This is a genomic window from Sphingomonas azotifigens NBRC 15497 (assembly GCF_002091475.1).
GTDB lineage: Bacteria > Pseudomonadota > Alphaproteobacteria > Sphingomonadales > Sphingomonadaceae > Sphingomonas > Sphingomonas azotifigens.
The window spans coordinates 37,518-51,208 of record NZ_BCTR01000057.1 but is presented as its reverse complement, the minus strand read 5'-3'; the positions used below and the strand labels follow the sequence as shown (position 1 = coordinate 51,208).

Sequence of the window (13,691 nt, the reverse complement as noted above, 5' to 3'; positions counted from 1 at the left end):
CTAGAGCGCGCCGATGCCGGCTTCGGCCAGCTTGGCCTGGGCGGCCCGATACTGTGTCGGCGCAACGATTCCCAGCCGCGCCCGCGCCGCTTCCAGCGGCTCCTCGAGCAGCGTCTCGTAATCCTCGGCGTGCAGCCAGCGCGCACGCTTGCCGTGGCGATAGCCCTCCCAGATCGCCTTCACGCAATCGAGCCGGCCGGTGGTGCGGATGCTCTTGAGTGCGCCGCCCAGCGCGATGAAGCCCCAGCCGGTGCCGCGCGTCTGCGCATAGGAGAAGGCGACCAGGCACAGTTCGCCGAGATGCTCGTCGGCCTGATAGCCGGTCAGCACGTGCCAGATGTCGTGGATGTCGCGCTCGCGCCGCCCCATCCAGGCATAGGGGTGCTCGACCTCGATACCCTGAAAGCCGCCCTCGACCATGCTGACCTGCACCAGCCCGTCGGCCGAATAGCCGGTCGAATCGAGGAAGTCGCGGTACGCCGCCCCCAGCGTGCCGGGCGCGAAGCTGTCGATCCAGCTGCGATCGGTCAGGCGCTGCGACAGCTCGAGCCGACGATAGGCGAGCTTGCCGCCGCCGGGCACGGTCAGCAGCTTGCGGTAGTTGCGCTGGCTGACGTCGCCGTTCAGCGCGCGCATGATCTTGAAGACCTGTTCGGTATCGTCGCCATTGGCGAGCAGCCGGCGGAGCGCTGACAGGGCCGTGCCCCATTCGCGCTTGAGCGGAATACCCGGGTTGATCAGCGGTTGCGGTGCCTTGGTCGCCATGCAGTCCGATCCGTTTAACTGACACGGATGTTAATAGCACGCTGGCGATGCGATTTCAACGTGCGCGACGCGTCCCCTGAGGCGGACGACGGACCCAGGGAGATCCGCCGCCCGACCCAAGTCCCGTAAAGTGCGACCCTCGGGGCATGGCGCTGCTTATGGCCGCAGGAGATTGTCCGACAAAGCCGGGGAAAGCGCGGGGTGCGCTGGAAAGCGGCCGTCAACCATGGACAAGCCGCTGGTACTTCAAGAAAAACCGGTGCGGGATCAGACCCGCATCGGCATCAATACGTAGAGCGCGGGCGACGAATCATTCTCGCGGATCAGCGTCGGAGCCGCTGCGTCTGCCAGATGTACTTCGACGGAATCGCCTTCGATCTGGCCGAGAATGTCCATCAGGTAGCGGCTGTTGAAGCCGATCTCGAAGCCCATCGCGGCATATTCGCCGGGGACTTCCTCGGCCGCGACGCCGTTCTCGGGGCTGGTCACCGAAAGCACGACCTTGTCGCGCTCCAGCGCCATCTTCACCGCGCGGGTCTTCTCGGTCGCGATGGTCGAGACGCGGTCGACGCCCTGCATCAAGCTCTTCGGATCGAGCTTGAGCAGCTTGTCGTTCGCGGTCGGGATCACGCGGCTATAATCGGGGAAGGTGCCGTCGATCAGCTTCGAGGTGAGGATCGCCTGGCCCAGATCGAAACGGATCTTGGAGGGCGAGAGCGACACGCCCACCGAACCATCGACCTCGTCGAGCAGCTTGCGCAGTTCGGCCACGCACTTGCGCGGCACGATCACGCCGGGCATCGCATCGGCACCGTCCGGGCACGCCACCGTGACGCGCGCCAGCCGGTGGCCGTCGGTCGCCGCCACGCGGAGCAGGCGGTTGGCATCGTCGGTCACGTGGAAGAAGATGCCGTTCAGATAATAGCGCGTCTCCTCGGTGGAGATCGCGAAGCGGGTCTTGTCGATGATCTGCTTCAGCGTCTCGGCCGGCAGTTCGAACGTCGTCGGCAGCTCGCCCTCGGCGATCATCGGGAAATCGTCGCGCGGCAGCGTGCCGAGCTGGAAGCGGGCGCGGCCGGCGACCACCGTCAGCTTGCCCTCGGCCGCGGTGAGCACCACCTGCGAGCCCTCGGGCAGCTTGCGGACGATGTCGAACAGCGTGTGCGCGGAAACCGTCGTCGCGCCGACCTGATCGACCGCGGCGGGGATCGTCTCGTCGATCTGCAGATCGAGATCGGTCGCCATCAGCCGGATCGTGCCGCCCAGCTGCGCATCGATCAGCACGTTGGACAGGATCGGAATCGTGTTGCGCCGCTCGACCACGGACTGGACGTGGCTCAAGCCCCTCAACAGAGTTGCGCGTTCGATCGTCGCCTTCATGTACCTCAAACCCCCGGGCCGTCGCCCTTACTCTTACCCGGCGCGACCCGGCCGGTGGCAATGCGCCATGACGTACCCTTAACGCGAAAAAGGGCCGGAGCAAGCTGCCCCGACCCTCTTTTCCACAGTCAGACTGGCTTTTCGTCGATCAGAAGCGGACGCCCAGGCCCGTGATGATCTGGTGACGCTCGGGATCGACGCCGTTGTTCTGCGAGCCATAGTTGGAATAGCGATATTCCGCCTTGGCGAAGACCTTGTCGGTCAGCTTGAACTCGGCACCCGCGCCCAGGCGCCAGCCGTCATAATTGTCGCGCTGGCGGAAGGAGAGCGCCGACGCGGTAGCGGTGGCCGGCGAATCATAATCGGTGATGAACTGCGCGTTGGTGTAGCCCGCCTTGGCGTAGATCAGCGTGCGCGGCGTGGCGAGGAAGCCCAGGCGACCGCCGACATAGAGGTCGCGGCCCGCCTTCACGCGCAGCCGGTCGCCGGCGGTGAGCACGTTGCTGCTGCGGTCGCTGATGCTGGAGCCGGTCACTTCGCCCTCGACGCCGAAGACGGTGCTGCCGCGCTGGATGTCATAGCCGATATTGCCACCGTAGGTGACGCCGTCCTTCGAGGCGTCATAGGACGACTTGTCGTTCACATGATCCCAGCCGGTGATGATCTCGGCATGCGAGCCGGCGAAGGCCTGGTCGGGGCCCTGGCTCTGTGCCAGCGCCGGCGCGGCGAGGGCGGACGACGCAATCAGGGCGGCGATGAAAAGCTTGGTACGCATAAGTTACTCCTCACTGAAACCGCACCGACGGGGTGCGGCCTGACGCCAGCCGCAGGCCATCGGGCCTCGGCTGTTAACGGAAACCGGAACCGGGGGCGTCGGCCGTGCTATCGGCCGGGTGCGACACGCTGCCCTCCTCGTTCGCGTCTCCCGCATGCTCTGCGAGCGAAACGACCGATGCACCCGCGCCGCTGACGCTCGGATGAACGAATCTGGGCCAAAATGGGACATTGCGTTTCCAGCCGTTTCGGCGGAGAGCCTCCCCATGGCCAGCACGCGACAAGGCCGCGACTTCATTGCGCGGCACGGCGAAACGGTGTTCAACATCGCCCGGCGGATGCAGGGCGACCACCCGCACACCCCGCTGACCCGCGCCGGCTTCGCCCAGGCCGATGCGATGGGCGCGGCGCTGCGCCAGCTGCTCGGGCCGAAACCGAAGCTGACGCTCTGGGCCTCCAGCGCCGGGCGCGCGCTGCAGACGCTGGCGATCATCGCCGAGCATCTCGAACTCGACTGGCACCAGGCGCGCACCGACGATCGACTGGTCGAGATCGGCATGGGCGCGTGGAGCGGCCGCTATTATGCCGATCTGGAGCGCGAAGTGGGGCGTTTTCTCGATACCGAGCACGGCCTCTACACTCGCCCGCCGGAAGGCGGCGAATGGTATGATGCGATCGCCGCGCGCGTCTCCGGCTGGCTCGCCGATACCGACGAAGATCCCGGCGACCGGCTGGTGATCATGCACGGCATGTCGAGCCGCATCCTGCGCGGGGTGATGACCGGGCGCGCCGTGCTGCCCCAGTTCGACGCGCCGGTGGCACCGGACCTGCCGCAGGGATCGGTGGTCAAGATCGCGGGCGGCGCCGAGACCGTCGTGCATCTCGGCACCGGGCGCGGCGCGGCCCCGGCATGATCCTCGCGCTGGCGCTGCTCGCACTTGCGGGCCCGCGCGAGACGATCGGCATCTTCGAACGCTGGGGCGCGTTTCGCGACACCGCGCCGACGCGCTGCTTCGCGGTCGCCCGGCCGAGCGACACGGCGCGGCGGGGCGAGGCCTATGTCAGCGTCGCGAGTTGGCCGGCGCAAGGGGTACGCCACCAGCTCTATGTGCGCCTCAGCCGGGCGCGCGCCGATCATGCCCGGGTGATGCTGGTCGCGGGCGAGCGCCGCTTCGAACTCACCGCCAGCCGCCATGATGCCTGGGCCCCCGACGCGCGGACCGACGCGGCGATTGTCGCGGCAATGCGCGACGGCCGGGCGCTGAGCGTGGAAAGCGTCGATACCGGCGGCGTGCCGTTCGTCGACGGCTATGCGCTGCAAGGCGCCGCCAGCGCGATCGACGCCGCGACACTGGCGTGCCTGTAGAGCGCAACGACAAGCGACGACCTCCCGCCTCTTGCGCCCCCCTCCCGTCTGCGGGAGGGGACGGGGGAGGGTGAGAGAGGAAGGCAGGGGCGGAGGAAGAAGAAGCGCACCGACGTGATCGGGGCCAATCGCAATCGCTCGCCTGCTACCCTCACACACCCTCCCCTAACCCCTCCCGCAAGCGGGAGGGGGACAAGAAGGCGGAATGGCCGCAAAACCACTGGCACCCGCTGCGCGAGCCATTATCTTGTTCCCGTGCGATCCCCTTCCGTCTCCGCCCGCCTTGCCGATGGTGTCGCCTCGATCCCGGCGGCGCAGTGGGATGCCTGTGCCGGGCAGGACAATCCGTTCCTCAGCCACGCCTTCCTGTCGATCCTCGAAGCCTCGGGCTCGGCGACGGCGAAGACCGGGTGGCAGCCGATCCCGATCGTCGTCGACGGGCCGGACGGCGCCCCCGCTGCGATCGCGCCGGCCTATGCCAAGAGCCACAGCCAGGGCGAATATGTGTTCGACCATGGCTGGGCCGATGCCTGGGAACAGGCGGGCGGCCGCTATTATCCCAAGCTCCAGGTCGCGGTGCCGTTCACCCCGGTGCCCGGCCCCCGCCTGCTGCTGCGCGACCCCGCCCTCGCGCCGTCGCTGATCGCGGCGATCGAGGCGGTGGTCGACCAGCACCGGCTGTCCTCGGGCCATGTCACCTTCCTCGCCGAGGCGCAGGTGCCGCTGTTCGAGGCGGCGGGCTGGCTAATCCGCACCGGCACCCAGTTCCACTGGCACAATCAGGGCTATGGCAGCTTCGACGACTTTCTCGGCGCGCTCGCCAGCCGCAAGCGCAAGGCGATCCGCAAGGAGCGCGCCGCCGCGGTGGAGGGGCTGACGATCCGCCACCTTGCCGGCGCCGAGATCACCGAAGCGCATTGGGATGCCTTCTGGGCCTTCTACCAGGATACCGGCAGCCGCAAATGGGGCCGCCCCTATCTCACCCGGCCCTTCTTCTCGATGCTGAGCGAAGCGCTGGGCGACAAGGTGCTGCTGATGCTGGCCGAACGCGACGGGCGGCCGATCGCCGGCGCGCTCAACCTGATCGGCGGCGACGCACTCTACGGCCGCTATTGGGGCTGCACCGAGGAAGTCCCGTTCCTCCATTTCGAGCTTTGCTATTACCAGGCGATCGACGCCGCGATCGAACGCGGCCTGCCCCGCGTCGAGGCGGGCGCGCAGGGCGAGCACAAGCTGGCGCGCGGCTATGCGCCGGTGACGACCTGGTCGGCGCACTACATCCCGGACCCGGGCTTCCGCCGCGCGGTCGCCGAGTTCCTGGTGCGCGAACAGCAGGCGGTCGAGCGCGAGCAGGAATATCTGGAAGAACTGACGCCGTTCCGGAAGGCCGATTAGGCCCGGACGCTCCGGCGGGACAGATAGGACTGCACACGCTCGAGAAGCAGCGCGCACCGCGCGACCGTCGGATCGCTGTCGCCCAGGGCATGCCGGTCGAGCAGGACGTAGTGCAGAACCCTCGATCCGGCCGGGAACTGTTCCCAGCTCAGGTCCAGCCATTCCGTCCCGTCCGCGCGCGCATTCCAGAAGTGCTGCTCGATGCCGGTCGGAGTCCACACCTCGCCCTTGGCGATCTCGAAAGCCGGGTAGAACCATCGCACGACGCGCGACGTCGGATAGCATTGCCCATAGGCGGAATTCCCCACCCGGACCACGCCACGATAGGCGGTCTTTTCGTCCCAGGACGCACGTAGCGCCTCCGCCAGCGTTGCTACATCCACCTGCGCGCCCCTCAAGACGGCGGCGCGGTGCCATTCCCCGGCAGTTCGCCCGCCGCCTCGGCCTCGCGGATCAGCACCGCCTCGGGCCGCGGGATCGGCAGGTCGCCGGGGTTGAGCTCGGGCCCAGGCACGCTGTGGTCGACGCGGTACAGCACGCTCGGCCCGTCGCGCCACACGGGCACCAGCCCCTGCTCGTAGCGCGGGTCGAACGCCGGCGGGCGGATCAGCCAGACATAGTCGAACGCATCGCGCGGGAAGAGCGCCAGGCTGCGCGCGATCGGTCGCCACCATTCGCGCGGGCACTGGATGTTGGTGACGATCTCCGACGGATCATGCGCGAAGCGCTTCGCCGCACGGTAGCGCACCGTCAGCAGCTGTCCGCCGGCCATCGACCATTGATCGTTGGTGTAGGCCAGCCGCCGCTCGAGCGCGAGCGCGGGGACGTGCTGGAGCCGCGTCATCCGCCATTCGTTGTAGCAGGTCTCGCCGACGAAGCTGACCAGCCGCGCGCCGACCGGCAGGTGATCGAGCGCCTTGAGCTCGCGATCATAGACCTGGTCGTAGAGGAGGAAGCTCCAGGTCGTCGCGCCGATGCGGGCGAGGAAGAAGCTGAGGCCGAGCACCGCGACGGTGGTAGCACCCCGCATCGACAGGCCGGGCTTGGGCCGGATCGCCAGGATCGCGATCGCGATCAGGAACGGCACCAGCCGCATATCGGCATAGGCCGACCCGAACACCACGCGCGGCAGGAAGATATAGACGAGCAGCAGGAGCAGCGCCGACAGGCCGAGATTGCGCGAATACTGGATGTTGGGGTCGCGCACCGCCTTCAGGATCAGCAGGCAGATCACGCCGACGCTGGCGAGATCGAACAGCTGCCAGCGATCGCGGAACACCTGCGTCACCCACAAGGTCTTGGCGCGCCAGTTGAACCAGTCGAAGGTCTGGCCCGAGACATGCTCGCCGCCGCGCCAGATCACCATCAGCACCGCCGGCAGCGCCATCACCAGGCACTGCAGGCCGGCATGGACGCACGGCATCAGCCAGCCGCCGACAAGATCCTTGTACCAGGGCAGCGCCGGGTTGCGGCGCGCGTCGTGCTGGCGGATCAGCTCGGCCGAGAAGGCGAGCACGCCCAGCACGCCCCAGCCGAAGGTGTGGGTGATCCAGATGATCACCGAAAGCGGCACGAACACCGCCGCGCGGAAGCGGACCTTGCCCAGCCGGCCGAGCCGCAGCCACCAGCCGAACGCCAGCATCGCCATGCCCATCGAGAAGGCGAAGTTGACGAAGCCGAAATGGAACGGGAAGGCATAGGCGAGCGGCAGCGCGAACAGTGCGGTCGCCGGGATGCGACCATGCACCTCGCGCGCGATCATCAGGAAGCCGGCAACGGTCATCGCCGGGATGGTGATCACGACCAGCTTCACCGCCAGTTCGAGGCTCAGCCCCAGCTTGACGAGCGGGATGATCGCGAGATCGACCCCGAGATTGCCCATCAGCTGCCAGCGGAAATCATACCATTCGCGCAGCCACGGCACCTGCTCATAGGCGAACTGCACCCGGTACCGGCCCATATGGCCCGGCAGATCGACCAGCGGCGGAATATCCGGCCATAGCAGCGGCACCATCGCCACCAGCGTCGCGAAGAGCACGAACCAGCGTGTCTGCCACCAGTGCAGCCGAACCCCTTTATCCATCGCGCCGCTTTAGTGCGCAGGCAGGCCGTCCGGCAAGCGCTTGTCGGTGGGCGGCGCCACGCGGTACAGGATCGACGGTCCCGATCGTCCCACTTCCACCAGATCCGGCGGCAGCGCGGGTTGCGGCAGGCCGATCGTCCAGACATAGCCGAAGACGGCGCGGTTGAAGGTCCGCAGCATCGTCGGCAGGTCGCCCTGCGCCAGCTTGCAATCGGCATCGTCGATCATCTGCGAGGGGTCGCCGCGATACGGCTCGGCCTCGGGGTGGCGGTCGCGGAGCAATTGCTGGCCGGCCAGCGTCCATTCGCCATTGTCGAAGATGTCGCGGCGCGCCAGCGCCAGCCCGGGCACATGCGGCAGGCGATTGTTGCTCCAGTCCTTGCACGGCACGCGGACGGCGACGAGCACCGAGGCACCCCGCGGAAGCAGCGCGCTCACCGCGGCGGCCTGCTCCTGCGCCGCCGCCGCCCCCAGGAAAACCCAGCTGGTGGTGGCGATGCGGAGCAGGAAGAAGGCGGTCGCCGCCAGCGCCAGCGGCTGGGCGAGGTTCGCGCGGCGCGGCCGGATGCCGATGACGAGCAGCGCGACGACATAGGGCGACATGCGCATGTCGACATAGGCGCCGCCGAGCAGGCGGTACGGCAGCAGCAGCCAGGCGACGGCGCCGAACGCCGCCGCCCAGGCGAGCGGTCGGTCGGTGCGGAGCCAATGGCTGCGCAGCCCGGCCCAGCAGAGCGACAACAGCAGGATCACGCCGAGCAGGTCATAGCTGGCCCAATGCTCGCGCAGCAGCGAGGCGATCCAGAGGATCTTGCCCTGCCACAGCCAGCTCGCGCCGAGGCCGCCATCGCCGGACCCGCTGCCAGCGAGCATCGGCACCAACGGGCCCGCCAGCACCAGGCAGCGTCGCGCCGCGACGAGCAGCGCTTCGGGCCAGCGCCGTCCTTCGGCGCGGAGCGCGGCCAGGTCGACGGCATAGGCGAACACGCCGAACATCGCCCATCCGAAGCAGTGCGCCACCCACAGCAGCAGCCCGATCGGCACGAACAGCAGCGCTCGCCAGCGCAGGCGGCCGGCCTGTGACAGCCGCATCCACAAGGCCAGTGCCAGCAGCGCCAGCGCCGCCGACAGCGCGAAATTGACGAAGCCGAACTGGAACGGGAAGCCATAGGCGAGCGGGAAGGCAAAGGGCGCGGCCGGTGCCAGCCGCCCGCCTGCCGTGCGCGACACCAGGATCAGCCCGGCGACGGTCAGTGGCGGAAGGAGCAGCACGATCAGCTTGGCGGCCGGCGCCACCCCCAGCAGCGGCACCAGCGGCAGCACGGCGAGGTCGACGCCGAGATTGCCGATCAGCCGCCAGCCATAGGTCCAGTGCCGCTGGAGCAGCGGCGAATCGGCAAGATTCGCGGCGACATGGTAGCGGCCGAGATGGCTGGGCATATCGACGAGCGGCGGTACCGCCGGCCATAGCAGCGGCACCGCGCTGACCAGCACCGCCGCCAGCGCGAACCAGCGCGTCTCCCACCAGCAGCGACGGATCAATGCGCGGTTCCGCGTCCGACCAGCCGATAGACCATCGCCGCCTCGCCCGGTCGCGTTAGCGGCGCCAGCCAGCCCGGTGCACGCCCGGCCCGGAGCGCGCCGGCCAGTCGCCCCGCATCATCGCCGACCTGTCCGCGTTCGCCCAGCCCGTCGGGGCAGAGCGCGACATAGTCGACGCCCCAATGCCGGGCGATCGCCTCGGCCTGGGCAGGCGGATGCAGGCACAGGTCGAGCATGGCGCGGTTTCCTTGGGCATGGCGCGGATGAAGGCCGGCGAGGAAGCGGAGGCGAATGGCGGCAATCAACGCAGCGAGCGGCGCCGCAGGCGCGGCGATCGAATCGCGCACGGCGCTGCGAGGATAGCCCGGTTCCATGCCACCGGGCTAATCCGACATGGTTAACAGCGGGTTAGCCCGTCGCTCCGGAACAGAGCGGCGGCGGCAATGTCAGCAGGCTTGGGGACAGTGCGCCAGCCCCCTGCGCTTGGCACGCATCGCACCGCCCACTGCGCCGACACCAGCCACCAGCATCATCCAGCTGCCAGGCTCCGGAACGCCGGACGGCGGACCTTGGACCGACGGATCGATGGAGAATCCCGCTACTTCGTAGTGACGACCGATGTTGATCGGCAGGAACTGCCCGGAATCCAGCACGTCATTGCGCAGCCCATCGAGACCGAGGAAGCTGGCGAGGTACAGGTCTGGCTCCTCATCGGATTCCCGGTCCGCCAGAAGCTGAAGCAGCATATGGTATCTCGTGCCATCAAACGTCACGCCGCGGGACGAATAGCCGATGCCGATCGTCGCGCCGAGTTCATATTCAGACGACACGCTACCCGACTTCAGCGCATCGAGACTGTCGTAGTTCACCAGATAGAGGCGCTTATAGCCGTCGACATCCTCGTTCGGCTGCAGGAACAGCTGGAGCGTGCCACCCGCAACGGTCAACCCTGCCAGGGAATAGCCGCCATCGATGTCGGTCGGCAGGTACCCCATATAGCTGGGTGTGTTCGACCGGACATCCGCAAGGCTGGCGTAGCTCATCAGATACAGTTCTTCGCCGCCATACTTGTCGTTGCGCGACTCCAATATCATCTGGTAGCCGCCAAAGGCATAGGCGAACGCGCGGATCGAATATTCCTTGCCGATATCGAGCGGTAGATATCCGACCGAGCTGAAGATATTCGACTTGAAATCTGCCATGCCGGGGGCGTTCATGAAATACACCTCCTCCAGAGGCTTCTCGTCGTCCGCCTCAAAATCGCTCCTGGTTTCGAGCAACATGTGGACCTGGTCCGCATAGGACACGCCTGGAACCAGCGTCAGCAATAGACACGCAACTGCACGTTTCGCGAATTTCATACCCATCCCCCCGGATCGTTTGCGTGCAGCGACGCACCCCCGCCAAGACGGTAAACAACGCGTCGAGTCGTATCCAGACACGTTATTTTCAGCAGCGAGCCTACAATTCCGCCGCTATTCAACGAACCCAGGTTCAAGCTTCGAGCACATGGAATCGCTTTTCGTCAGTACGTTGCACGCCCGATGGCTGCTGGCGCACAACTTGGCAGAAGGCCAGGCGATTTGCCCTCCGTCCCAAGATGATACGAAGATGATCTCCGACGAGCCCCGCTCGCGCGGCGCTAGCCGCTGTTGCGCAGCGCCGTGGCGATCGCGTTGATCGACAGGAGGATGCCCTCGCCGATCCGCGGATCTTCCTCGCCCGCGCGGTGACGCTTCATCAGCTCGATCTGGAGCAGGTTGAGCGGCTCGATATACGGCAACCGCAGCCGGATCGAGGTTTCCAGCGGCGGGTGCTTCTCCAGCAGCCGGGTCTGGCGGGTCACCTGCAGCAGTCCGTCATGGGTCTGCTGCCAGCCGTCGCGGATGCGGCCGAAGATGCCGTCGCGCAGGTCTGCCTCCTCCACCAGCGCGGCATAATGGCTGGCGATCCGCATGTCGGACTTGGCGAGCACCTGCTCCATATTGTCGAGCGTCGCGCGGAACAGCGGCCAGGCGCTCGCCATCTCGCGCAGCAGCCCCTTGTCGGCGAAGGCCTCCAGCGCCGCGCCGACGCCGTACCAGCCCGGCAGCATCACCCGCGCCTGCGCCCAGCTGAACACCCAGGGAATCGCGCGCAGATCCTCGATCGCATCGCTCTTCTTGCGGCTGGCGGGACGCGAGCCGATCTTGAGGCCGGCGATCTCGGCGATCGGCGTCATCTGGCGGAAGAAGGTGGTGAAGCCCGGCGTTTCGTAGACCAGCCCGCGATAGGCGCGGAAGGCGCTGTCCGAGAGCTGGTCCATCGCCGCGGCGAAGCGTTCGGCATCGGCGGGCGCGAGATGCTCGGGCTCGAGGCTGGCGAGCAGCGTCGCCGAGGTCATCGCCTCGAGATTGGTCATCGCGCTTTCGGGGCTGCCGTACTTGGCGGCGATCACCTCGCCCTGCTCGGTGATGCGGATGCGGCCCTGCACCGTGCCCGGCGGCTGGGCGAGGATCGCCGAGAAGCTCGATCCACCGCCGCGCCCGACCGCGCCGCCGCGGCCATGGAATAGCTGCATCGCAAGGCCGGCATCCTCGAACACCGGCTTCAACGCGGTCGAGCCGCGGCTGAGCTGCCAGGTGGAGGTGAGATAGCCGCCGTCCTTGTTCGAATCGGAATAGCCGATCATCACTTCCTGATGCCCCCGCGCGGCGGCGATGGCAGCGACTTCGGGCAGGCCCAGCCACGCTTCCATGATCGGCGGCGCGGCCTCGAGATCGGCGATCGTCTCGAACAGCGGGATCGCCATGATGTGCGCCTGCGGGTGCTCGCCCGGCATATAGAGCCCGGCTTCCTTGAGCAGGATATGAACCTCGAGCAGGTCCGAAACCGACTGGGCCATGGAGACGATGTAATGCCGGATGCAGTCGCGGCCGTAGCGGGCATGCGCCGCCGCCGCCTCGCGGACGATGGCGAGTTCCGAGGCGGTCTCCGCCGAATAGACCGCATAGGGGCTGGTCAGCGGCCGGGCGTTGGCGAGCTCGCGGCGGAGCAGGTCGATGCGCGCCTGTTCGTCGAGCGCGGCATAGTCGTCGCACACGCCGGCGGACTTGAGTAGCTCCGCGACCACGCGCTCGTGGATCGCGCTGTTCTGGCGCATGTCGAGCGTGGCGAGGTGGAAGCCGAAGGTCTCGACCGCGCGGATCAGCCGGCCGAGCGCCCCGCCAGTGGCGAGCGGCCCGCCATCGGCAAGCCCGCGGGCGATGGCGACGAGATCCTCGCGGAACTCGGCGGGGTGGCCATAAGGCTGCGCGGCGATCGGCGACGGCCGCGCCGGCTGCTTGCCGACCAGTTCCCGATGCGTGGCGGAAAGGCGCGCATAGATTCCGGTCAGTGCGCGGCGATAGGGTTCGTCGGTGCGGCTCTTGCCGGTGTCGCCGCTGGCCTCGGCGAGCGCGAGCACCGCCTCGGGGACTTGCGTATGCTCGGTCGAGATCGACAGCTCGGCACCCAACAGGTGGACCGATTCGAGATAATGGTCGAGCACCGTCTCCGCCGCGCGCGCGAGCGCGAAACGCATCGACTCGGCGGTGACGAAGGGGTTGCCGTCACGGTCGCCGCCGATCCAGCTGCCCGGGCGCAGGAAGCTCGGCGCGCGATCGCCCAGCGCACGGTCCCAGCGGGCGTAGAGCGCCGGCAGCACCGGCAGGAACACGTCGCGGAAATAGGAGAGCGCGGTCTCGACCTCGTCGGGCACGCCCAGCTTCTCCCGGCGTAGCACCCGGGTTTGCCATAGCAGCGCGATCTGGCGAAGAATCGCTTCTTCCACCTGGTCGCCATCGGGCGTCTCGGTCACCCCCTGGTCGCGCAGTGCCATCAGCTCGGCGATGCGGTTCTTGTGGTCGATCATCGACTTGCGCCGCACCTCGGTCGGGTGCGCGGTGAGCACCGGGCTGACCAGCGCATGGTCGAGCAGCGCCATCACCGGCTCGCGGCCGATGCCTGCCTTGGCCAGCCGCTCCAGCGCCGCCGCGACATCGGCGTCCTTTTCGGTGGCGACGCCCTGGCGGTCTTCGGCAAGGTTGGCGAGCATCGAGAACAGCATGAAGCCGCGCACGAAATCGAGCGTCTCGTCGAGACTCAGCCGGTCCAGCCCCGAATCGATCGCTCCCGCACCCGCCACGCCGCGATGCCGGTCGACCGAGGTCGCGCGGATATATTCGATCCGCTTGAACAGTTCGTCCCCGCCATAGGCGCGGATGACGTCGCCGAGCAGCCGCCCAAGGAAGCGGATGTCGGGATTGTTGGTGATCGCGATGCTGGCCATGGCCGCATTTGCTGCACTGCAAAGCGAAGCCGGTCAACTTGTTCGCGCACCCACAGTGCCTAGCTTAGCAAGATGGA

12 protein-coding genes are annotated in these 13,691 nt (G+C 67.6%); 3 read left to right on the top strand and 9 right to left on the bottom strand.

Annotated elements, in window-relative coordinates; genetic code table 11:
- From SAZ01S_RS17915 to SAZ01S_RS17905, 3 genes are all read right to left on the bottom strand, one after another.
- Nucleotides 1-765, bottom strand: a complete 765-nt coding sequence (locus SAZ01S_RS17915; protein WP_084583645.1) for a Coq4 family protein — start codon at nt 763-765, stop codon at nt 1-3.
- 267 nt (nt 766-1,032) lie between these two features.
- On the bottom strand, nt 1,033-2,145 hold the full coding sequence (gene dnaN / locus SAZ01S_RS17910; protein ID WP_084583644.1) for a DNA polymerase III subunit beta: 1,113 nt from the start codon (nt 2,143-2,145) through the stop codon (nt 1,033-1,035).
- Between the two features lie 148 nt (nt 2,146-2,293).
- Complete coding sequence (locus tag SAZ01S_RS17905; RefSeq protein WP_084583643.1) at nt 2,294-2,920, bottom strand: outer membrane protein; 627 nt, start codon at nt 2,918-2,920, stop codon at nt 2,294-2,296.
- A gap of 265 nt (nt 2,921-3,185) precedes the next feature.
- Here SAZ01S_RS17905 and SAZ01S_RS17900 point away from each other — a divergent pair, with 265 nt between their 5' ends.
- The 3 genes from SAZ01S_RS17900 to SAZ01S_RS17890 all read left to right on the top strand — a co-directional run bounded on the left by SAZ01S_RS17900 (nt 3,186) and on the right by SAZ01S_RS17890 (nt 5,680).
- Nucleotides 3,186-3,833, top strand: coding sequence for a histidine phosphatase family protein (locus SAZ01S_RS17900; protein ID WP_139810133.1), 648 nt, complete (start codon nt 3,186-3,188; stop codon nt 3,831-3,833).
- Nucleotides 3,830-4,285, top strand: coding sequence for a hypothetical protein (locus tag SAZ01S_RS17895; RefSeq protein ID WP_084583641.1), 456 nt, complete (start codon nt 3,830-3,832; stop codon nt 4,283-4,285). Before SAZ01S_RS17900 ends, SAZ01S_RS17895 begins: the two co-directional genes overlap by 4 nt.
- A 255-nt stretch (nt 4,286-4,540) precedes the next feature.
- The gene (locus SAZ01S_RS17890; RefSeq protein WP_084583640.1) at nt 4,541-5,680 is read left to right on the top strand and encodes a GNAT family N-acetyltransferase; all 1,140 of its coding nucleotides are present in this window, start codon (nt 4,541-4,543) and stop codon (nt 5,678-5,680) included.
- Here the strand turns inward: SAZ01S_RS17890 and SAZ01S_RS17885 are convergent.
- From SAZ01S_RS17885 to ppc, 6 genes are all read right to left on the bottom strand, one after another.
- A complete protein-coding gene (locus tag SAZ01S_RS17885; RefSeq protein ID WP_218018117.1) occupies nt 5,677-6,063 on the bottom strand; it encodes a YunG family protein in 387 nt (128 codons plus the stop codon). The two genes, SAZ01S_RS17890 and SAZ01S_RS17885, sit on opposite strands and share 4 nt — an antisense overlap.
- Before the next feature lie 11 nt (nt 6,064-6,074).
- Nucleotides 6,075-7,763: a putative glycosyltransferase family protein gene (locus SAZ01S_RS17880; RefSeq protein WP_084583638.1), complete on the bottom strand. Its 1,689-nt coding sequence runs from the start codon at nt 7,761-7,763 to the stop codon at nt 6,075-6,077.
- 9 nt (nt 7,764-7,772) lie between these two features.
- Complete coding sequence (locus tag SAZ01S_RS17875; RefSeq protein ID WP_084583637.1) at nt 7,773-9,305, bottom strand: hypothetical protein; 1,533 nt, start codon at nt 9,303-9,305, stop codon at nt 7,773-7,775.
- Complete coding sequence (locus SAZ01S_RS17870; protein ID WP_084583636.1) at nt 9,302-9,679, bottom strand: hypothetical protein; 378 nt, start codon at nt 9,677-9,679, stop codon at nt 9,302-9,304. The genes SAZ01S_RS17875 and SAZ01S_RS17870 overlap by 4 nt, the downstream gene beginning before the upstream one ends.
- A 72-nt stretch (nt 9,680-9,751) precedes the next feature.
- Nucleotides 9,752-10,672 carry a PEP-CTERM sorting domain-containing protein gene (locus SAZ01S_RS17865; RefSeq protein WP_218018116.1) on the bottom strand — a complete coding sequence of 307 codons (921 nt, stop codon included), beginning with the start codon at nt 10,670-10,672 and terminating at the stop codon, nt 9,752-9,754.
- A 275-nt stretch (nt 10,673-10,947) separates the two neighbouring features.
- A complete protein-coding gene (ppc, locus tag SAZ01S_RS17860; RefSeq protein WP_084583634.1) occupies nt 10,948-13,614 on the bottom strand; it encodes a phosphoenolpyruvate carboxylase in 2,667 nt (888 codons plus the stop codon).
- Nucleotides 13,615-13,691: the final 77 nt, after the last annotated feature.